We start from the raw sequence: 20,836 nt of genomic DNA on the forward strand, positions 1-20,836 counted from the left end.
CTTCCAGCCGTACTTACCCTGCTCGGCTTCGATAGCGATCTCGCCCGCCATCGGCGCGTGGTAGGTGTAGACTTCAGGGATCGAACAGTCTGCACGCTTCAGTCCGATCGACTGGACCGGGTTGTGGACGTACGCCAGATCGAACCCATACTGTTCGTGAAGTCGATCGATCGTCTCCGGGAGTCGTGCAACGGTGTAGAAGGGATACAAGTGGTATCGGCGCGATTCCGTTGGGGGTGCACGATACCGATACAGTTCGTACCCGTCGCGTGATTCGTGTTGTGAAACGTCGTTGTCAAGCTTTCGGGTAACGACAACAACGTCGTGGCCCGCAGCTGCCAGTCCTTCGACTTCGTTCAGTAGCGATTTGGCTATTCCTCCCATCCGCTCCGGCCAGAACCCATCGACGATCACCAGCAGTGTCTTCGGCTCAGTTATACACGCTAGTTATCGACTGGATTTACAACTCGTTCGGACACACATTGTGTGAGACGTGACCGTTTCGATTCTGTGTGTATGGTAGCGGCGGTGTCACGCTCTCTGACAGGTTTCTCAAGCATCTTACCAGGTGATTCCCTCGTAGATAATGTCGTCTTGGCGTGTGATAACTCGCCGGCCGTCGACAACCACTGGAGTTGTCATCTGGTCGAATTCCGCGTCGAGCGCGCTGAATTCGTCCCAGTCTGTGACAACGACAGCCCCGTGTGCGCCGTTGAGTGCCGCTGCCGCCGATTCTGCGTAGTCGATGTCGGGAAACGTTTCTCGCATGTGTTCGATCGCGACGGGATCGTACGCGACGATATCTGCGTTGCGCTCTTGGAGTCCTTCGATCGTTGGGACTGCTCGCGAACCGCGGATGTCGTCCGTTCCGGATTTGAACGCCAGTCCGAGAACAGCGATCTGACGATCCGATACGTCAACGTGTTTTTCGAGCAGATCGAGCAGCCGCTTGGGCTGTTTTTCGTTCACCTCGACTGCGGCTTCGAGCAGTGACGGCTCGTAGTTCACCTCGTCGGCTGCGGCGATGAGCGCACGGGTGTCTTTTGGAAAGCAACTGCCACCCCAGCCCACGCCGCTTCGTAGAAACTGTTTGCCGATCCGGTCGTCGAGTCCGATGGCGGTTGCCACCTCGTAGGCGTCGACACCGTACTCTTTACAGAGGTTTCCGAGCTCGTTTATCAGACTGATTTTTGTGGCGAGAAACGCGTTGTTCGCGTATTTGATCATCTCTGCCTCCCGAATGCCGGTCTCGACCACTGCTGGTGAAGATTCGGCTATCAGTGGTTCGAACACATCGGTAAGCAGTTGAGTGGCGCGGTCGGTCTGGGTCCCGAACACTATCTTGTCAGGGGTCTGGAAATCCGTAACAGCTGTTCCCTGACTGAGGAATTCAGGATTCATCGCCACATCGATCTGTTGGTCTGTCTCCTTGTCGGCTGCCTCGTTCAAGAGTGGATAGAGCACGTCTTCGGTTGTCCCAGGAACCACTGTGCTCTTGACGACGACCTGATGAGAACCGTCTTTGGCGGCGAGTGCCTCACCGAGTGTGCGTGCACTCGCTTCGATTGCCGACGTGTCGATGCTTCCATCGGCATTCGACGGCGTTGGCAGCGCGAGAAACGTTATATCAGTGTCCCGAACGGCGGCGTAGTCGGTTGTTGCCGTGAGTTGGTTGCCGCCATAGATATTGATAAGCTCATCCAGTTCAGGCTCGTGGATCGGCGCTTTCCCGTGATTGAGTTGATCAACGATCTGCTCGTCAATGTCGATAGTCATTACCGTGTGACCGAGGTCAGCAAAGCACGCGGCAACCGTCGTGCCAACGTAACCGCTCCCAACAATACTAATCTCCATTACCGGAGTGTTCTTGCCTGCAACCTTCAGTGTTTTCGATGCCCACAGCGGTGCTCAGATACGGATAAAGCGTGAATCGATCTGTTTTCTGTGCGGTTTGTCACAGAAAACAGGCCGCTTCAGCGACTGTTTGAACGAGATTGAATTAGGTTTTGTGTCGTGAAAAGAAATACCGCCGTGGCGCATGATTGTTTCCCTTCTCTGGAACCAGCGTATCTGGACACTATCATCCACGAGTAGGAAACCTGTACTCTATCCGCTACTCCATGAATCGTATGAAAGCTGTCATCTTGACTGCTGGAAAAGGACCCCGTCTTCGTCCCCTGCCTGATGACAAACCCAAGGGGATGGTTGAAGTCGCTTCCAAGCCAATTCTTACGCACTGCTTCGAACAGCTGGCAGCAATCGGTGTTGATGCGTTTGTCGTCGTGGTTGGGTACCGGAAGCAGGACATCATCGACCACTGTGGGGATGTGTTCGATGGGATTCCAATCACCTACACCCATCAACGCGAACGATCGAAAGCGGACTCGCCCACGCGTTACTCACCGTCGAAAATCACATCGATGATGATTTCGTGTTGATGCTCGGAGATAATATTTTTCAGGTAAATTTACAGGAAGTCGTTATCCAACAGCAAACAATCCATGCCGACGCCGTGTTTCTCGCTGAGGAGGTTCCGTACGAGCAAGCGAGTCGATACGGCGTGTGTAACCAACGGTGACAACGAAATCACGAACGTGATCGAAAAGCCCGAAGATCCTCCATCGAACACGGTAATGACCGGATTTTATACGTTCTCTTCTGCCATCTTCCATGCCTGTTACCTCGTCCAGCCATCCGATCGCGGTGAGTATGAGATCAGCGAGGCCATCGACCTGTTGATTCACGGTGGTCGGACGATCGAGACCGTCACTATGGATGGCTGGCGGGTTGATGTCGGGTATCCCAAAGACCGTGACGAGGCCGAACGGTTGCTTGCATCAGACTTAGTACCGCTGCTGGGGTGGACAGGAGCCCCCGCGCTCGACAGTTCTGTTCTCGAAAAATGGTGACGATCGGACGGCCGCTTGCTCGGTGTACTACGACGCCACGCATCCTCACGGTTCACATCTGCTTGAGAAGGTGAACACTGAGTTCGTGGTGTTCTTTGGAGTAACCAAATGCGGATGGTGACTGGATGACGATCCTTGATCTTCTGACTGTCTGTCGATCAACTGTACTGAAAGTATGAAACAACACCAACATTGCTTTTGAACAAGACCGACAATCCTTAGTCTGGATAGGAATGAATCGGAATATGGATGGAAAGCGCGTTCTTGTCACAGGCGGTGCTGGATTCATCGGATCAAATCTCGCAAACTATCTCGCAGAGCTGAACGATGTTGTCGTGATCGATGACTTGTACCTCGGCACCCCGGAGAATCTCGACGACTCTGTCGAGTTTCACGATGCGAGCGTTCTTGACGACGAACTTCCCGGTTCTACCGACATCGATGTTCTGTTTCATCTCGCGGCGCTCTCCTCTCGGAACATGCACGAGGAAAACCCACAACAGGGCGTTCGTGTCAACGTTGAGGGCTTCGTGAACACTGTTGAGCAGGTTCGTGAGCAGTGTGACACGGTTGTCTACGCTTCCACTTCCTCGATTTATGGCAGTCGAACCGAGCCTTCTCCGGAGGACATGGAGATCACAGCACAGACGGGATACGAGGCTTCGAAACTTGCCCGTGAGAAGTACGCGGAATACTACTCGAACCATTATGGGATGACAATGGCGGGACTTCGCTTTTTCTCCGTCTATCAGGGCTACGGCGGCGCAGAAGAGCACAAAGGTGAGTACGCGAACATCGTCGCACAGTTCGCAGACGAGATCGTCAATGGTCAATCACCTGGGATATTCGGAGACGGCTCCCAGACGCGTGATTTCACCCACATCGATGACATTGTTCGCGGGCTTGAAGCTGCTGCCGATCATCGTCTCGACGGTATCTACAACCTCGGTACCGGCGAGCGCTACGATTTCAATACAGTCGTTGGGTTGCTCAACGAGGAACTAGGGACCGATGTCGAACCAGAGTACATTGAAACACCGTTCGACGACTATGTCCACGACACCCTTGCTGACAGTACGAAAATGCGGGAAGCCACCGGTTGGGAACCGCAGATCGATTTTGAGGAGGGTATCGAACGAGTGTGTGCGCCCTACAAGTAGGACACAGAGCATTCAATTTTCCTCGACTTACCGATGAATACGTCGTGTATCTGCTTTGTTGTTGGGAAATCACTGGCGCTATCGAACAGCGGTTCTCGATGGCCTCTTAGAGTACCTTCGAAGATTGTGGAAGGGACGCGAGCACCACTCTGAAATTCCATACAGCGACATGCAATTCACTCTTGGGGGATCCTTCTCACAGGAATCACGTGCTGTTGACAGACGTGGTGCTCAAGACAGTTGACCACCGAGGCAAAGGTGATGATCCGAGGGCTTGGCACCGTGCTTTTCATCGACCCATTCGCTATGATGAATACGATTGGCCTAGTTGCGTTTGCACTCGTCGGCTCATCGAAGGCAATCCGTGAAGAGTTCGATCTGTTCGGAATCACCGTTGTTGGTTTAGCGATGGCATTTGCTGGCGGGATGACTCGGGATCTCCTTGTAAATCGAATTCCACTCGCACTGCAGTTACCACTCGAAATTAGTTTGGGGTTGCTTGGGGTCAGTTTGGCAATCATGCTAAGCGTGATCCTTCCGTCTCCAGATACCCACCCGATTACCCTTGCCTCGGACGCTATCGGACTCGCTGCCTTCACGACGACGGGAGCGATCGTTGCAACCGAGGTAAACGTTTCAGTGTTTGGTGTCGTCGCTATTGCAACAATTAATGCAGTGGGAGGGGGTGCAGTTGCGGACATTCTTCTCGATCGCTCTCCATTTATTCTCTTCGACGATTTCTATGCCAGTTGTGCAGTGTTAGGTGGAAGCGCATACTGGATAATGATACGCATGGGTGTTGCCGGGAGCACTGCTGCTGTCGTTTGTGCAGTAGTGACCGTTGGGACGCGGTTGGCAGCAGTTACGTACGACTGGAACCTCCCCACGATACAAAATTTAGGGCTGATGAGTGAATGAATATTTGCGGATTGACAGTCATAAGAGCGATTCTCACTTCGGAAACTGCGCCATCTATACTGTCAACTGGGCGCATTTTTTAACCATACCACAATATACATCTCATATGTCCAATAATGTATCTCTTTCTTTCCTGGTATATTTTATATCAGCTAGATATTGAACAGTCAGCGTATAACTTGACACCGCTGATCACTTTACAAGGACAAAGTGGATCTGTATATTTCTTTATTGTCATAAATCCGCTATCTAATCAGTAATTAATCGTGCTTCTATTCAGTACGGCTTTCTGAATATCGTGAATATGATCAATTCTATCAAGAGTACCAGCAAGACGAATAGATGCCGTCTCAAAATCCTATATTAGCAGAAGCCGGCTAACTGGGTTCGTCATGCATAGCCCCTACGAAATTTAGACGGCTAGTATTGATTTCGAGTGGAATATAGTGAGATAAGCCATCTACAGAAATCCATCCTCCGAGGTTGCGAATTGCTAACTTCGGAGTGTAAACGTGTATAGTTCGCTTGCAACTTTGATTCTATTGTACTGTTTCGAAATCACCGCTTCCAGCTGTACGCTTCAGGAGTGGCGCTAGTATACAAGTCGTACGTCGTGGTGATAGTCGGTCTGGGGTGAGTTTGCAGAGAGCTGTCGCTCTCTGCCCTGCTTCACTCGAACGCGGTTGAGCGTCGTCAATAGCGTGGTCGCTGAGGCGACCCGGTGACCGTCGTGATGTGGACCGCCGGAGCATCCCCTTGGCCTGTTGGCAGTGACGTGTTTGCGGTTCCGAGCTTTCGACTGCACCCGAAGGTGAGCGAGGTCTCGACGTTGGCCGCCGAGTAGCCAGCCCACGCTGTCAGCTACGTTCGTCGAACCGACCACTACGACGTCCTGTGCTTCACGCTATACGCCTACCCCATAATTGCGCCACAAGAGATGTTGACCTCCGTGGCAGTGATGGCGGGCTTGCTCAGAGGCCACGAAGCCCACGTCGGCCAGTGTCGCTGTCCTACCAAGCAGGGTCGCCTCCTTCGTTGCAGCGGCGATCTCGTCGTGGCATTCGACGTCATCCGGAATGGACTCTGGCACACCGCCCGTTTTCAGGGTGACGATACGGAGACCATGCGATCCGAGTTCGATTGCCCACTGCCGACGAAGCCCTCGACAGCGTCGAGGGCGATTTTGAAACCGTCCATCTCAGGTGGTGCGTCGGGGTTTGAGCCGCCGAACATCAAGACGACCCCGGATTTGCGCTCGATCATATGCCGGGCGGCCGCCCTCGTCGTCAGAACTGCGTCCGCATCGCGGTCGTGATCGGCTGCATGAAATCCCCGACCGAGATCTCGGTCAGCGGCTCCTGAATATCCCCGATTCCAATGAGGTTGAACGAGATGTCGATTCGCCCGGTCTCTTCGACTACTGCGTCGACGAACCCGTCGACGGCCTGCTCGTTAAGGGCATCAACGACAGCGATGTCCGCCTCGCCACCGTCCGAGCGAATGTCCTGAGCAACCTCGTCGAGCGTCGTTTGAGTGCGTCAGGAGAGGAAGACCCTGGCTCCCTCACTGGCGACGGCGCGGGCGAAAGCACTGCCGATCGACCCGCCTGCGCCGTAGATCACAGCGACCTTATCGTCCAGCATCATGCCGATCCCCCCTTCAGGGCGAGGAGCCCCTGTGACGTCTCGATCAGGAGTCGGATCGTCGGTCTCGTTGAGTCGGCTTCGATCATCGTTACGTACTCTCCACCAGTCTGGCGAGGTTCGACAGCGAGTCGATCCACCCTTCGTTGGCGTCGCTTGGGGGAACGGCCTCGGGGAATCCCTCATGGCGGACAGTGACCTCGGTTCCCACAGAAACCGCCTCGAAGGTGACCGTCACCGTCGTCTTGCCGGCCATCTCGGGGTCGTCGGTCTCGAATTCATCCGTGTAGACGATGCGTTCACCGGGAACCAGCTCTAGGTAGGTGCCGCCGAAGGTCGAATCGTACTCGGCGAACTTCTCGGTCTCGCCCGTGAACGTTATGCGGTATGTCCCGCCCTCTTCGGGTTCTAAGTGGTGTACCTCAGCCGAGAAACCGGTCGGTGGAAACCACTGAGCGAGTTCGTCGGGGTCGAGGAATGCCTCGTACACTCGCTTGGGCGATGCTTCGATGACGCGGCTTACGGTCACGCTCCGTGAGTCATTCTGTTCGCTGTTTATCGTCGGCTCTCTTCCGCTGTTGTCGTCTGTCATCGGTCTTCATTCTCCAGATGGTCGGCCAACGCATCGAAGCGATCTTCCCAGAAGACGCGGTAACGGGTGAGCCAGCCGAACGCGTCGCTCAGCGGCGCAGAGTCCAGATGACACCGACGAACGCGGCCGTCTTGCTCGACATCAAGCAAGCCCGCGTCTTCCAGCACGCGCAGATGCTTCGAGACCGCTGCCAGTGAAACCTCGTGGGGTTCGGCCAGTTCGCTGACGCTCTTTGGACCGTCGGCTAACTCCTCCAGAGTGGCCCGGCGGATCGGGTGGGCCAGCGCGTGGAAGACCGCGTCAAGGTCTAGGTCGTCCGACTGACGTTCAACCATCCGGTTAAGCATATATCGGCCCGTGCATTAAACCTATCGGTTAAATAAATTGCCGTACCGAACCGGGTGACAGCCGCATTGCGCCCCCGAGATAGCGTATTCGGTGAGAGTCCTAGTGAGTCTTGAAGTCGAGTACGAACACGTGCTGATATGACAGCTGACGATACGCGTACGCTGCTGAAGAAGGTGACCGGAATCGGGTAGTGTGTTTCCCGATCCGGGATAATACCGGGATTCGAGTAGCGACGCTGTCGTTCATCGAGGAAATTCACCGAAATGGTCATTATAATATCGAGAGAGTGTGATTGAGAACCAATCTGAAGCGGTTCTCGCTTACTGATTCGCCCGAAGCCACACATCACAGCCCTGCTGAACCGCCGTAGTCTCAACTTTCCATTCCCTCACCAATCACGATTCAAAGAACACAACCGGCATCATTTAGCACCAGCTTCTCTAGATTTCTGAACATGGCTGAACTCTACCCACCTATAGAACCATACGACAACGGAATGCTTGATGTTGGAGGTGGAAATCACGTCTACTGGGAAGTCTGTGGTAATCCGGACGGCAAGCCTGCCCTCGTAGTTCACGGTGGCCCGGGATCAGGATGCTCACCACGTCACCGACAAGATTTCGATCCCGAGCGATATCTGGTAGTGCTGTTCGATCAACGCGGATGCGGACGTAGCACACCTCCCGCAAGCGACCCCGAGACGAACATGAGTTCGAATACAACCGATCATCTCCTCGCGGACATGGAACAGCTCCGCGAACACCTCGGTATCGAACGCTGGCTGTTGTCCGGTGCTTCGTGGGGTTCGACGCTGCTCCTCGCCTATGCCGAACGACATCCGGATCGAGTCTCAGAGATCGTTATCACTGGTGTTACCACCACTCGACGCTCCGAGATCGACTGGCTCTACCACGGCATGTCTCGGTTCTTCCCGGAGGAATGGGAGCGGTTTCGAACGGTTCCTGATATCGAGCACAACGATGTTGTCGCCGGTTACGCCCGCCTCATGGACGATCCCGATCAAGAGGTGCGGAAACGAGCCGCGAACGAGTGGTGTTCATGGGAAGACACGATCATCTCTCAGGAACCGAACGGAACGGCGAACGTCTATGCTGGCCGCTCGCTCGATGAGAAACTCTCGTTCGTACGCATCGCCTCGCATTACTTTTCGAACGGCGCGTGGCTGGAGGAGAAGGAACTCCTCCGTAATGCCGACCGCTTAACGGGGATTCCTGGTGTTCTCATTCACGGCCGGCTCGATCTGGCCGCACCGCTTGAGACCGCGTGGGAGTTAGACCACGCTTGGCCCGATGCCGAACTAACCGTCGTTGAGGATTCCGGGCACACTGGCAGCGACACGATGGCTGAACACAAACATAGCACGCTCGATAGGTTCGCCAGAAACTGATGAGATTGAATGCCGAACCGGGCAACTCACAGGAAGATATCTATTTCGGCTCTCGATTCTCGTTTGCTTCGACCGATGACTCACCGATAGCCTCCTTGATAATCGTTTCTTCCGCGCGGTGGAGCACACCGCTTACAGCCGATGGATTCACACCGAACCCTTCTGCCAGTTCCGTGAGTGTACACCCACGTGGACTATCGTAGTATCCACGTTCGACTGCCTCGGTGATGCATTCGTGTTGTCGGGCCGTGAGCAGTTCGCTTGGGTCGTACGCCTGTGTTATCGATTGGAGCTCATACGGGATGCCTGCAGCATCCATCTCCTCCGGGAACTGCGATATCCGCTCGTGTGAGGCAGTATGCTCGGCTGTCAACCACCCGTCTTGCAACTGTGCGGGGAATCGCGGCAGAATTCCTGCTGCACGAAGTGCGCGGTTCGATTCCGTTTCTGGGATCAAATACTGAATGACCAGCGTCCGTCCATCGTTGTGCAGCACCTCATAGGACATCTCTGGGGCGTCCTCGAAGTGTTGCGTGACAGTTTCCGGATCGGTCGTGTCGAGTTCTACAAGCCCGAGTATTCCGTCGTCCGTGGGATGACTCGATAGTATACTGAACTCTTCGTCGGGCAGCTCGGTCGATATCGCAGCCAGTGGATCTTCGTGGACTGCAGCGTCGAAGGTGAGTTGGACGCGAGGCATTGTGCTCAAATAGTCCTGAGGGAATTTAAAAGGCTATGAAAATGTTCATGTTTGAGGTCATGGCTACGCTCTCTGGTTAGTCATGAGAAAGTGCAAAATACTGCGCCAACGGTAGAGGCTGGATATCGAATGTGAATATATTCACCCGAATTTGTACAGTGCGCACCCTCTTTCACTTATTCATGGTGCTATCAAGTCACCATCGAACTGGCAGCCCCCACGAACAGACCGAGAACTACCAGTACAGAACGCACATTCAAAAGGGAGTTGACGGACGATGACCGCTTCCTCGCTGGAAATCCTCGTCGTGCAGGGAACGATTCGGGAGGGACGGAGTTCGATCCACCCCGCTCGCTACGTCACCAGCCGATTCCATGAGATGGGCCACGATGTCGAACTCTTCGATATGAAGGACTACGAAATTCCACTATTCAGAAATCGGCGCGATGCAGTCAGGGACCCCCACCCCAATGTGGATGCGTTTGGCAAGAAAGTCGAGGCAGCGGATGCACTCGTCATCGTCGCGCCGGAGTACAACCACTCGATTCCCGGTGCGCTGAAGAACCTGCTTGACCACCTGTATCCGGAATACGAGAACACAGCGTTCTCGTATGTCACCGTATCGGCGGGTGGATTCGGCGGCGTCAGAGCGCTCAGCCATCTCCACGATATCACACTGGAGTTCGACGCTCATCCGGGTCCCGATCTCCCCGTCTCGCACGTACATGATGCCTTCGACGAGGACGGCACCCTCATCGACGAGACCTACGAGAACAGGTTCGAGGAGTTCGTCACGGCGGTCGTTGACCATGCCGAACAGTTCGTCCCGTCTGCTGTCGGCACTACCCCGGAGGCCGGCGTATGAATTCGATTGAATCCGCCGTCAGCACATGGCCCGGAGTGAAAGTCGATTCCCACGACCGTGGCGGTGGGCGCGAATTCACCTTCGATGGGCGGGAGATTGGCCACATCCACCGCGGCAAACTCGTCGACATCCCGTTTGCCAAACGTGTCCGTGACGTTCTCATCGCAGAGGAACAGGCCGAAAAACACCACGTCATGCCCGATTCCGGATGGGTCTCCTATCGGGTTCAGTCGGACGAAGACATCGGTGGAGCACTCTGGCTCCTCCGCGTTGCGTATCTCTACCATGTAATCACGATGCGAAAGCGTGAGGGACACCCTCTAGAAGGTGGAATCGATATCGACGCAGCACTCTCCGAGTTGGATATGAGCGACGCGTTACAAGACGTGTTCAACGAGATGAGAGTCGCATGAGCGGCGGGACAGAACTTCCGCGCCCGCGGCTCGCCCAAGGAACGCTGTTACTCGCCAGCATGCTCACGATCATGGCGGGGGCGACGATTTCCCCGGCACTGCCAGCGATTCAGCGAGAGTTCGCGACTGCGCCGAACGCAGGAGTCCTCGTTGGACTCGTCCTCACGATGCACGGGTTGTTCATCGCAGTTGGCTCACCCATCATCGGGGCGCTCGCTGATCGGTATGGCCGTCGATGGTTACTCCTCGTTTCGACGGTGGTCTACGCACTCGCCGGTGGCTCAGGGTTCGTGTTAGATTCGTTGCTAGCGATCCTCGCCAGCCGAGCAGTGCTAGGGCTGGCGGTTGCGGGCGTAATGGTGACGGTGACTGCACTGATCACCGACTACTACGACGAGAATCGCCGGGATACGATCCTTGGACGACAGGGTGCGTTCATGTCAATCGGCGGCGTCGTTCTGTTACCGCTCGCGGGTATGCTCGCGGATATCGGTTGGCGGGTTCCGTTCCTCGTTTACACGGTGGCGGTGGCGCTCCTGCCAGCGATGGTGTTCGCGTTGCCAGAGCCGAACCGCCGTGAACCCACCGGGGACCGTCCGATGAGTCTCGACGATCTCCGCCAAACGCTCGCTGTGTTCCCCCTCAGAACACTCGGGCTTATCGCCGCGCTTGGGTTAGTCGGTCAGATCATCTTCTACATGATCCCGGTCCAAATACCGTTCTATCTCGAAACGCAGGCCGGGGCAAGTGGCACAGTGATCGGCGCTGCGCTGGCGGCGTCGACGGGAGCTGGTGGAGTCGCCTCGCTGCTGTATGGCCGCATCCGCCGGTCCTTAAGTATGATCGGCATCGTTGCGCTCACATTTGGATTCATGAGTATCGGGTACACCGCGATCGGTGTGAGTAGGACGGTTCCCAGTGTTGTCGTTGGTCTGGCGATTGCGGGTGCTGGCAGTGGCTTTCTCCTGACGAACCTCAACGCGTGGATCGCAGCGGTCACCCCGGAATCTGTTCGCGGGCGAGCGCTCAGCGCCTTGACAAGCGCGTTCTTCCTCGGACAGTTTCTCTCACCGCTCGTGGTCCAACCGGTAAGCGATAGTCTGGGCCTTGGGACGACGTTTGTCGGAGTCGGTCTGTTGCTGGCGGGCGGAGCGACTGTATTCGCGTTCGTAAGCGTGTCTGTCACGCCCCCTCCGAAATCGGAACCCGCTGTGCAGCAACAAGTCGATGACCGAACAGCCGATTGACCAACTCGACTGAGGGACGCGTACAGCCACTGAAAGTCATAGGAAATATCCAATAATTATACAAGTAACAATTAAGTTATTTATAGAAATATACTTATTTATGGGCGGTTATTTATATATGCAGCAATGGGAATACAAGATTTGTAAGCTTTCGGGTAGGGCGATGAGTACAATAGAGTTACCAACCGAAGAAGAGCTAAATGAACTCGGTAAAGATGGTTGGGAATTAGCAACCTCTATGACAGATAAGACGGATTTTGATAATACACTCATATACAAGCGACCGAAAAAATAGCAAGGATATCGAGAGTATGGTTATCTATGGATCACTGACCGAAGTTCGTCAGCGACTGCTGTTCCAACCGCATTAGGATCGGACGCGCCGCGTGCGTCTACTTTGACATTGTTGATAACCTGGCTTGAGGAGGCGCGGGTAGGAACAGAAGGTGGATAAGGTTCGGTTGTAGGTGTGTCCTCCGAAGGAGGTGTGGGTGGGTGAGTGGGGACATGGGGGGGAACGGAGGACTTGGGCGGATCGGTCCCGCGGCGGCGGTTCTCCATCGACTCACCGGGAACCACGAGGTCGCAAACACCGAGTTTCTGGTCGACGGTATGGGCTACTTGACTGCCCTTGCTCGCCACGAATTGAGCGGTGAACTCAACTATACCACCCGAAACATCATCGAGAAATGGTCTCAGACCGTGACGATGCGAATCGACCGCTTTCACTCGTTTTGGCGGGGCAGTCCAGCTAGCGCGAGACGCTGGCTGCGACGATTTCGGCACCACTACAACCATGATCGACCGAATCAAGCGCTCGACGGACGAATGCCAGCGCAGGAGGTTAACTAGACAGTGCCTGTAGGTGCTGTTCCACGATACGATGATAGTAACGAGGGTACGCTGTTATTGCAGACTGTTCGATCCATGACGGTCACGCCCAAAACTGCGGAGCAGCACTACCGATGATGATCAGTCTACCCCGCAAAGATCGGCGGCACAGTCGTGGGATATTCGATTGTCATACGGGTGTGATGACGTCTGTGTTCTGCATGCGGACGAGAGACGATCCCTTCTCTCTGTCCGGTGGGTCTACACGCTCTACTATGGCAGCTACCCCATAGCCACTACAACGCTCTCGACGGGGATCGGTGGATACTCGCTAAGATACTAAGTGAGTAGTAAGCAGTTATATGTGAAGTGGTATGTAATAGACATAAAACAATTGGGATGGGAGAGATGTAATGACACCACACCAGACGAGGTGAACTTCGTTATCGAGTCAACGTATCGTGTGCCACACCCGACCGGCAGCAGGTCCTACGTCGATGTCGCAGGAGGCAGATCTGGAACATGCTCTCTTCAGGATCTAGGCTCAACGCTGGCTCTGGCACCTGATGTTCCAGCATTCGCTCAAACTCGGAGGCGAGGATCACTTTTTATTACTGTAATGAAGGAGTAGTGGGTTCTATCAATTATCAATTTACCGTCACAGCCAGCAAGTATTAATGCTCTGCGAGTCCCTTACACAACATATGGAAACTGTAGTCCATCTCGTTTCAGGGGACGAAACAGAACAGAAAACCGCCCTCAACATCGTCAGAAATCTCTTAGACGATGAGACCGGCAGTATTGACGATGTTGCGGTTGTCGCCCAGGCTGGAGGCATCGAGTCGGTCACAATTGACGGGGACAGCGAGAAGCAAGTGCAGTCTCTCTTGGATGACGGCGTCTCATTCAAGGCCTGTAGTAATACTCTCGATGTCATGGATCTCAACGAATCCGAACTCATTGATGGCATTGAAACTGTTCCAGAAGGAGCTGTTGAAATCACGCGGCTAGAAAATGAGGGATACGCGTACATGCGACCGTAAACGAAGCGACGACGGGGCATTATTCCGACTGTTATAAAACGGTACTCGCGCTCACACCCGTTGATGCGGCAGGTTTACGGCAGAATGACCGAATAGTGGACAGTTCACGTATCTTTCGCCTATCAGTTGGTCAGCGAGCAATCGCATCGTATGCTATCAATCTATACAGGTGCAGACACCAGAAGATAAGTGCTCCACTGGCGCGAGTCGCATACTCGCGCTTGGAGACCGACGTTTATGCTTCAGACCATCGAACCCGCCAGTATGACTGGGATCGGTCCGGACTCAGAGTGTTTTCGAAATCTGATAGCTGACTCCGAACCGGGCTTCGAGAATGTGATAAGGTGCGTGTTCGGCATCCAGCACCACGAGATTCAAACCTACCAAACACTGCTTGAGCGTCCGGGGAGTACTGTTGAGGAACTCGCTGTAGTGTTAGAGCGCGACCGTTTGAACATCAACTGCTCGCTGTCGACGCTGCGCGAAAAGGGGTTCGCCGACCGCGTTCGACGGCTGCTTGATGACGGCGGCCATATCTATCAGTACTCCGAGAAGCCGGTGCCAGAAGCCATGAAACTGATGCACGAGACGCTTGACAAGTGGACCGCTTACGTCTACGCCTGTATCGACGAGCTCAGTGAGGACGAGGGTCCCAGTAGCCAGCCGTCGACACCACCCTTCAGCGTTGGTGAGTCGTTCACCGTCGAGACGTGGCCTGACTGCGTATTCCCGCTTGCTCGGGACAAATACTGAGCGGTGAGTATGATCGTCCAGTGCTCACTGTTACGAAAATATGATGGTTCTGACTGTCTTGCCTAACGATGGTTCGAATGCAAGAGAACGGAGAGTTGTTAGGGATATCCATCCACCAACTCACGAGGATAGTTATGTTCCAACATCGATTGATGTCTGGGAACCACGTCCCATCGACGGAAGCGGTTTGAGACCGATCGAGCGTTGCTGGTCATACTGCCGTCGTAACCGGGGGATCGAGCGGCATCGGACGGATAATCACAGAAACATTCGTCGCCGACGGTGCCGAGGTCGTTATCTGTTCACGGTCGCACGGCGACGTTGAGGACGTCGCCACAGAACTGAGTAAGGCTGACCTCCCTGGTACCGTGCTGCCGGTAGAAGCCGACGTTACCGAGCAAGATGCTGTTGATTCGCTCAGAGAGTGTACTCTTGACAAGTTCAGTGACATCGATATTCTCGTCAACAACGCGGGTGGAAGCGACCTCGCCCCATCCGACGATATTGATTCTAGTGCATTGGAACATAATATTGAGATGAACATCGTTGGCACATACACTGTTACCCAAGCCTTCGCGGATCCTCTCCGCGACAACGGCGGTGCCATCGTCAATATGGCTAGTATGGCCGACAATATGCGATTCCGACGATGACGGCCTATAGTGCCGCAACGGCAGGGGTGACCTCGCTTTCCCAGACGCTCGCAAAGGAATCTCGACTTCTACGACCTGTGGGGCAATCGTATCCAGATCGTTGCCTGTGAAGAGATCTAGTTCACGAAGCCTAACCATGTCCTCTCTGCAATGGATCTCTCGAATCTCGAAGAATCCGAGTTTACAGTCACTGACTTCAAGAAAAGACTGGCAGCCAAATGAGTGCTAATAAATTCAGATGTTTTAAACACTAACTTATTGGGAAGAGGTAATCACCGTCAATCGTCGGAGTCAGCATCGTCGTCTTCCACAAACGAGGACACCTCAGGCCGGGTGGTACGCTGCCCGAACAGCCAGTCCGACCAGCTAAGTTTGAGCAGTTGGCGATCACGGTCCGGGAAGCGCCGTTCTGTCGTCTGTGCGTAGTTCACAAGCGCGACTAAGACCACACCGCCAATAGTGTTTCCGAGCAATACTGGCAACCAGAACTCGTAGAGGACGGTGAACAGCCCGGCCCCGCTGACAAGCACGAAATAGAACGCCTCACATGCTGCCGTGATGACGTGGTACAGTTCGGCCCCAGCAATCATATAGAACACGATATAGATGAGCAGAAAGCGAGAGACGGTATCGCGTGCAGCGTGGTCAAGCCACACCACGCCAGCAACAAGCCATCCCGTAAACAGCGCCTTGAGAAACACGTCCCACCACCCGAGGGAAATCCCGTACCGGGTGAATTCGGCACCAGCGCGCATCGCAGCAGGCGAGAGGACGTGGCTGTTTGCGAGGGTGAACGCGCCGAGTCCCGCTCCGATTGCGTTTCCTGCTAACACGATCAGCCACACTCGAAACAACATCGGCACGCTGGTAAGTCGGGTCAGAACCAGCGCGACTGGCGGTAACGTGTTCTCAGTATACAGCTGATATCGTCCCATGATGATGTAGAGAAAGCCAAGCGGATAGAGGACGGCACTGAGAAAGCTGTTGGTGGGAAAGAGTGCGCTGCCTACTGCGTGTCCCAGGAACGTCAGCGTGATAGCGAACCCGGCGGCGAGCCCGCTGAAAAAAAGTTCACGAGTGCTCGAATCGATCTCCTCATCAGCACTCGCAACAATGCGCTGGAAGATCTCGTCCGACGAGAATCGATCACGGATGGCCGCCCCTGCTGCGGGAGCCCCACGCCGCGATCGATCGATCGTCTCTCGGAGCGCAGGAGTGTCGCTGTCCAGTTGTGATTGAATACCCAAGAACCCACCTGCTTCCGCGAGTGCCCTAAGGAGATGTTCGAATTCGAGCGGGCCCTCATAGCGCTCACCGTTGATGAAGAAGGTTGGCGTACCGGTAACACCACTGCGTGTACCGCTTTGGACATCCTGGTTGACGCGTTGCTCATGGACCCGCTCGTGCAATTCCTGCTTGAACTGGTCCGTGTCGAGTCCGAGTTCGGCAGCATACTCGATGAGATGATCCTCTTCAAGTGCGTCTTGATGTTCATAGAGTTGGTCATGCATCTGCCAGAACTGCCCCTGAGACCCAGCTGCCTCGGCTGCTTCGGCAGCATGCTGTGCATTCGGATGTACACTAGACAGCGGGAAATGGCGAAAGGCGAATCGCAACCGGTTCCCGAGTCGGTCTTGAATCCGCCTGAGTATTGGATATAGATCGCTACAGGACGGACAGTCGTAGTCACCGTATTCGACCAACGTCACAGGTGCGTCGTCCGGCCCTTTGGTATGATCGCGGGCATGAATCGGTGACGTAAGTGTTGATACCCTAGATCGACTCATATGACTTCATTGGGTCGATTTCCCAGTTAGTCTGTGTAACACTTCTGTCTTGTGCGTAATATACGCTGTCAGTAGGGAATCCGCTTATCTCGTTTTTAACTAAATTTACTGATGTAATTAAATTCTTCGACAAAGTTTGTTTACATATATCTGGCCGACAGTATAGAATACTCATCTCTCGCCCTTCGTCAAGTGGTTCATTCGTAGCTGTCATCATAGTGCTCTGGGATACACGGGAGATAGGCATAAACATAGTTCCAGAGAAGCCAGCTCAAGGCGATGGTAATCAGATAGTCACCAGAAAGCTGAGTGACCTTCGGTATATTTATCAGTCGCTATTCGGCGTCAGGAGGGGTATCGAAGTCAACACCGAGCGCACGGCATAGACAGTTGACAACGGCCAGAAAATCCAGTGGCCGAGGCTTCTCGGCAGCCATCAAAATACAAGCGGAGTCTTGTACATGCTACTAGATCATTGTAAGTCAATATAAGACGTATTACATCCATACGTCTGTAATTGGCAGCGTCTCCTTTACCCTTGCCACTACTTCAGTAGGGTCATACTATCCTACAACCTTCAAGTAACCTTCAGATTACGGACCCACAAGCGGGCCGTGTGTACACATGAAGATACGCTGCTCCGTCGGCATGTCCTCGCAGCGTGCTGTCTCATGCGGTCGTACCGCAAGATTGAACCGTTCGGTAATCGCTTTCACGAGGAGCTTGGACTGTGGTTTCATCGGCTGCATCTGTTCAAGCCGGACTGCCGGGATCAGGACGAGGTCGCTGTCGATGAGACGAACATCGAAATCGACAGCCAAGTAGTCTATATCTGGGCGGCAGTTGATTGTGGGATGCTCGAAGTACTGGCTGTATCTGTCTCTCCCGGCCGCGTGTCTCTTGGATTATGATATTACACGAGAAGCGTGAGGTAATCAGCCGCTCATCGAAGCCTGGTTCGGACTGTTCAAGTACCGAACCAGGCACTTCTGGCGATTTCTCGCCGGTGCATCACTGATTTCACAGATCATGACTCACTGCCGTTGCGACATTCCACAATGCGACGCTAACCTTGACACTTCTCTCTGTCTGGCCCAAACAGTCTTGGTCGGCTTTCCCATTCCTATCCTTTTTACGCAGCTAGACCATATGGTCAAACACCGATGTCAAAGGATCTCTCGCCAGAGGCCGATTGGAACGCACTCTACATAGATGGTGAGTGGACTAGCGGTCAAAGCGATGCAACGCTGACCGACGAAAATCCATCGACTCGGGAGGTATTCACTGAGGTCCCGGCTGCAACTGAGGCAGATGTCAACACCGCCTATGAGGCAGCAGCAGCGGCTCAAAGCGACTGGAAGGACCAGCCACCGGCGCGTCGACAAGCGGTGATTCACCAGTTCCTCCACGTTCTCCAAGAGAGCAGCGAGGAGATCATGAAGTTGCTGGAGAATGAGGTGGGAGGCTCCCGGATCATGGGTGAGACGTCGATACAGATTGCGTCTGACCACGCGAGCGAAGCCGCGACTCTCCCCCGACGTATGAAGGGAGAACACGTTGACTCGAATGTTCCAGGAAAGGAAAACCTGGTCCAACAGGGTCCTAAGGGAGTTGTCACGGTTATCTCTCCATGGAATTTCCCGCTCAATCTCTCGATGCGTGCCGTTGCGCCCGCAATCGCTGCCGGTAACGCTGTTGTCCTCAAACCGTCGTCCAACTCACCGATTACAGGTGGGCTTCTTTTCGGCAAGCTGTTTGAGCAAACTGAGCTCCCAGCTGGTGTCATAAATGTCGTGACTGGACGGGGATCGGAGATCGGTGACCGTGTCGCTGGCCATCCCGAAAGTGATGTAGTGGCGTTCACCGGATCGACGGAGGTCGGCCAGCACGTCTCCGGGATTGCGGGGGAGAACTTAGCGATCCCGGCGATGGAACTTGGCGGAAACAATGCCCACATTGTGACGGCCGATGCCGATCTCAACCGCGCGATCGACGGCGGCACCTTCGGGTCGTTCGTCCACCAAGGGCAGGTGTGTATCTCGATTAACCGCCATATCGTTCATGAAGACATCTATGATGAGTACGTCGAGCGGCTCGTTGACCGAGCGGAGTCACTGCCGGTTGGGAGTGCTCACGACGAGGATACGATTGTCGGGCCGATCATCGACGAATCCCAGCGCGACGAGATGCTTGGCTACATTGAGAAAACGGTTGATGCGGGTGCCACGCTCGAAACGGGTGGCGAGACCGTCGCGCTTGAAGGGATCGACGACTCCCTTGTTGTCGCACCCACTGTCCTTTCAGGTGTGACCAACGATATGGCCGCCGCCTGCAACGAACACTTCGGCCCAATCGCTCCTGTCATTCCATTCTCCGATATCGACAAGGCGGTTGAAATCGCTAACGACACCAAATACGGCCTTTCCGGATCTGTCCATGCTGGAGACCTTGCGGTTGGAAAGACGATCGCCGAACGGATGGAGACCGGGAACGTCCACATCAATGATCAGCCGATCAACGACGAGGCACACGTTCCGTTCAGTGGTACCGGTGCGTCCGGCGTCGGTACGTACAACAGCGACGCCTTCCTTCACGAGATCACTGAGACCAAGTGGATCTCGATTCAACACGAGGCACGCGAGTATCCGTTTTGAAGCTCTACTGAACTCTCACGTATCTAGTCGGACGACGGCTTTCGAAGATCAGGATCCAACGCCGAGTCGGATTCCGATTGCATTACTAGAGGTCGGCTAGGTCTCTAATGCACGACCAGTCTCGAAATCTATCTTAGCAGCACAAATTTCACGAGACGATGTCCATTAGAAATCGCACCTAGCCGACTTCAAATTCGATAATGATCGTTGGCGACATGAACGAGCAACGGTCAAGACCAAGGAGAAGACGCTTATGCCGCTTGCTGATCGGAGACCCGAGTAGATCGCACGCCTATCAGGTGCTCTCAGCGATGCTTGTTACAGTACCCCAAATCGAGTAGCATGCCGAGAGAAGCCCTCTCGTGGCACTGATACTTAAATTCTATCTAGTGTTGGGTGAGTAAAAGACATTTTCCAGAAATCCATCCTCCGAAGTAGGGTATTTCCAGTACAGGATTTGCTATAGTGATATGAGATTTATGTCTACCATGCATATTTTTGCGATATAGCCGTAGAGTTACCAGACTGTCGGCGTCTGGAAAGACACAATACCTATACGTAAGCTGTCCGTATCCCGCTCCCAACCGAATATGACCGACTCAGATTACCCCCAACCACAGCACACCGGCTTCTTCTGAGAGAAACCAGAGAGACAAGATCATGAGTAACGAGACTAATATCATATCACTCAGGTTTTCTGACTACAATGGTGATCTCCCTAGTGTCCATGTGATCGTTTCTGGATATTTGATCACGACGTGAGCTGAGGCGCTTACATACAAGCTGGGGGCATCGCGAGGTCGTATCACACCGACCACCTCGAACGCTCATGGAGTGCCCATTGGAGTTGAAGTCAGGCAGGTGATTTTTATGAACGTATAATATTAATATCAATTAAAAATGAAGAAGGCT

General features: G+C 54.1%; 20 protein-coding genes and 2 pseudogenes. 14 read left to right on the forward strand and 8 right to left on the reverse strand.

All coding sequences use genetic code 11. The features are described 5' to 3' along the window. Together EIK79_RS06555 and aglM are read right to left on the reverse strand one after the other, a co-directional pair. A partial coding sequence (locus EIK79_RS06555; protein WP_148094133.1) for a glycosyltransferase occupies window positions 1-414 on the reverse strand: 414 nt, incomplete at its 3' end. A gap of 147 nt (window positions 415-561) precedes the next feature. Next, window positions 562-1,854 (reverse strand): UDP-glucose 6-dehydrogenase AglM, encoded by a 1,293-nt coding sequence (gene aglM, locus EIK79_RS06560; protein WP_124954332.1) that lies wholly within the window; start codon window positions 1,852-1,854, stop codon window positions 562-564. 275 nt (window positions 1,855-2,129) lie between these two features. Between aglM and EIK79_RS06565 the strand changes: the two are divergent. From EIK79_RS06565 to EIK79_RS18420, 4 genes and pseudogenes are all read left to right on the forward strand, one after another. After that, window positions 2,130-2,909, forward strand: a pseudogene (locus EIK79_RS06565) (sugar phosphate nucleotidyltransferase). Between the two features lie 245 nt (window positions 2,910-3,154). Then, on the forward strand, window positions 3,155-4,069 hold the full coding sequence (locus EIK79_RS06570; protein ID WP_124954333.1) for an NAD-dependent epimerase/dehydratase family protein: 915 nt from the start codon (window positions 3,155-3,157) through the stop codon (window positions 4,067-4,069). A gap of 309 nt (window positions 4,070-4,378) precedes the next feature. Then, a complete protein-coding gene (locus EIK79_RS06575; protein WP_124954532.1) occupies window positions 4,379-4,987 on the forward strand; it encodes a trimeric intracellular cation channel family protein in 609 nt (202 codons plus the stop codon). 940 nt (window positions 4,988-5,927) lie between these two features. After that, window positions 5,928-6,302: a hypothetical protein gene (locus tag EIK79_RS18420; RefSeq protein ID WP_221621700.1), complete on the forward strand. Its 375-nt coding sequence runs from the start codon at window positions 5,928-5,930 to the stop codon at window positions 6,300-6,302. On the opposite strand, the gene EIK79_RS19230 is transcribed toward EIK79_RS18420, so the two are convergent. From EIK79_RS19230 to EIK79_RS06590, 3 genes are all read right to left on the reverse strand, one after another. Beyond that, a complete protein-coding gene (locus tag EIK79_RS19230) occupies window positions 6,274-6,489 on the reverse strand; it encodes an SDR family oxidoreductase (RefSeq protein WP_221621709.1) in 216 nt (71 codons plus the stop codon). The genes EIK79_RS18420 and EIK79_RS19230 overlap by 29 nt on opposite strands. A 232-nt stretch (window positions 6,490-6,721) precedes the next feature. Beyond that, complete coding sequence (locus tag EIK79_RS06585; RefSeq protein ID WP_124954334.1) at window positions 6,722-7,222, reverse strand: SRPBCC domain-containing protein; 501 nt, start codon at window positions 7,220-7,222, stop codon at window positions 6,722-6,724. Next, window positions 7,219-7,557, reverse strand: coding sequence for an ArsR/SmtB family transcription factor (locus EIK79_RS06590; protein ID WP_124954335.1), 339 nt, complete (start codon window positions 7,555-7,557; stop codon window positions 7,219-7,221). The genes EIK79_RS06585 and EIK79_RS06590 overlap by 4 nt, the downstream gene beginning before the upstream one ends. A 467-nt stretch (window positions 7,558-8,024) precedes the next feature. Between EIK79_RS06590 and pip the strand changes: the two genes are divergently transcribed. Continuing rightward, window positions 8,025-8,978: a prolyl aminopeptidase gene (gene pip, locus EIK79_RS06595; RefSeq protein WP_124954336.1), complete on the forward strand. Its 954-nt coding sequence runs from the start codon at window positions 8,025-8,027 to the stop codon at window positions 8,976-8,978. Between the two features lie 40 nt (window positions 8,979-9,018). On the opposite strand, the gene EIK79_RS06600 is transcribed toward pip, so the two are convergent. Further along, on the reverse strand, window positions 9,019-9,678 hold the full coding sequence (locus EIK79_RS06600) for a helix-turn-helix domain-containing protein (protein ID WP_124954337.1): 660 nt from the start codon (window positions 9,676-9,678) through the stop codon (window positions 9,019-9,021). 277 nt (window positions 9,679-9,955) lie between these two features. Here EIK79_RS06600 and EIK79_RS06605 point away from each other — a divergent pair, with 277 nt between their 5' ends. From EIK79_RS06605 to EIK79_RS18715, 8 genes and pseudogenes are all read left to right on the forward strand, one after another. Next, a complete protein-coding gene (locus EIK79_RS06605) occupies window positions 9,956-10,543 on the forward strand; it encodes an NADPH-dependent FMN reductase (RefSeq protein WP_124954338.1) in 588 nt (195 codons plus the stop codon). Continuing rightward, window positions 10,540-10,956, forward strand: a complete 417-nt coding sequence (locus EIK79_RS06610; RefSeq protein ID WP_185715537.1) for a luciferase domain-containing protein — start codon at window positions 10,540-10,542, stop codon at window positions 10,954-10,956. Before EIK79_RS06605 ends, EIK79_RS06610 begins: the two co-directional genes overlap by 4 nt. Beyond that, window positions 10,953-12,203, forward strand: a complete 1,251-nt coding sequence (locus tag EIK79_RS06615) for an MFS transporter (protein WP_124954339.1) — start codon at window positions 10,953-10,955, stop codon at window positions 12,201-12,203. The genes EIK79_RS06610 and EIK79_RS06615 overlap by 4 nt, the downstream gene beginning before the upstream one ends. Window positions 12,204-12,303: 100 nt before the next feature. Then, the gene (locus EIK79_RS06620; RefSeq protein ID WP_124954340.1) at window positions 12,304-12,498 is read left to right on the forward strand and encodes a DUF4177 domain-containing protein; all 195 of its coding nucleotides are present in this window, start codon (window positions 12,304-12,306) and stop codon (window positions 12,496-12,498) included. 245 nt (window positions 12,499-12,743) lie between these two features. Further along, window positions 12,744-13,055, forward strand: a pseudogene (locus EIK79_RS06625) (IS6 family transposase); the annotation flags it as partial. A 683-nt stretch (window positions 13,056-13,738) separates the two neighbouring features. After that, a complete protein-coding gene (locus EIK79_RS06630; protein ID WP_124954341.1) occupies window positions 13,739-14,077 on the forward strand; it encodes a DsrE family protein in 339 nt (112 codons plus the stop codon). Between the two features lie 264 nt (window positions 14,078-14,341). After that, complete coding sequence (locus EIK79_RS06635) at window positions 14,342-14,830, forward strand: helix-turn-helix domain-containing protein (protein WP_124954342.1); 489 nt, start codon at window positions 14,342-14,344, stop codon at window positions 14,828-14,830. Window positions 14,831-15,087: 257 nt separating this feature from the next. Beyond that, window positions 15,088-15,483, forward strand: coding sequence for an SDR family NAD(P)-dependent oxidoreductase (locus EIK79_RS18715; RefSeq protein ID WP_233738023.1), 396 nt, complete (start codon window positions 15,088-15,090; stop codon window positions 15,481-15,483). A 278-nt stretch (window positions 15,484-15,761) separates the two neighbouring features. On the opposite strand, the gene EIK79_RS19235 is transcribed toward EIK79_RS18715, so the two are convergent. Beyond that, window positions 15,762-17,270, reverse strand: coding sequence for a formate/nitrite transporter family protein (locus EIK79_RS19235; RefSeq protein ID WP_124954343.1), 1,509 nt, complete (start codon window positions 17,268-17,270; stop codon window positions 15,762-15,764). Window positions 17,271-17,863: 593 nt separating this feature from the next. Then, window positions 17,864-18,091 carry a hypothetical protein gene (locus EIK79_RS06650; RefSeq protein ID WP_124954344.1) on the reverse strand — a complete coding sequence of 76 codons (228 nt, stop codon included), beginning with the start codon at window positions 18,089-18,091 and terminating at the stop codon, window positions 17,864-17,866. Window positions 18,092-18,433: 342 nt separating this feature from the next. Here EIK79_RS06650 and EIK79_RS06655 point away from each other — a divergent pair, with 342 nt between their 5' ends. Further along, window positions 18,434-19,924, forward strand: coding sequence for an aldehyde dehydrogenase family protein (locus EIK79_RS06655; protein WP_124954345.1), 1,491 nt, complete (start codon window positions 18,434-18,436; stop codon window positions 19,922-19,924). Window positions 19,925-20,836 lie beyond the last annotated feature (912 nt).

This window comes from Halocatena pleomorpha (assembly GCF_003862495.1).
Lineage (GTDB): Archaea > Halobacteriota > Halobacteria > Halobacteriales > Haloarculaceae > Halocatena > Halocatena pleomorpha.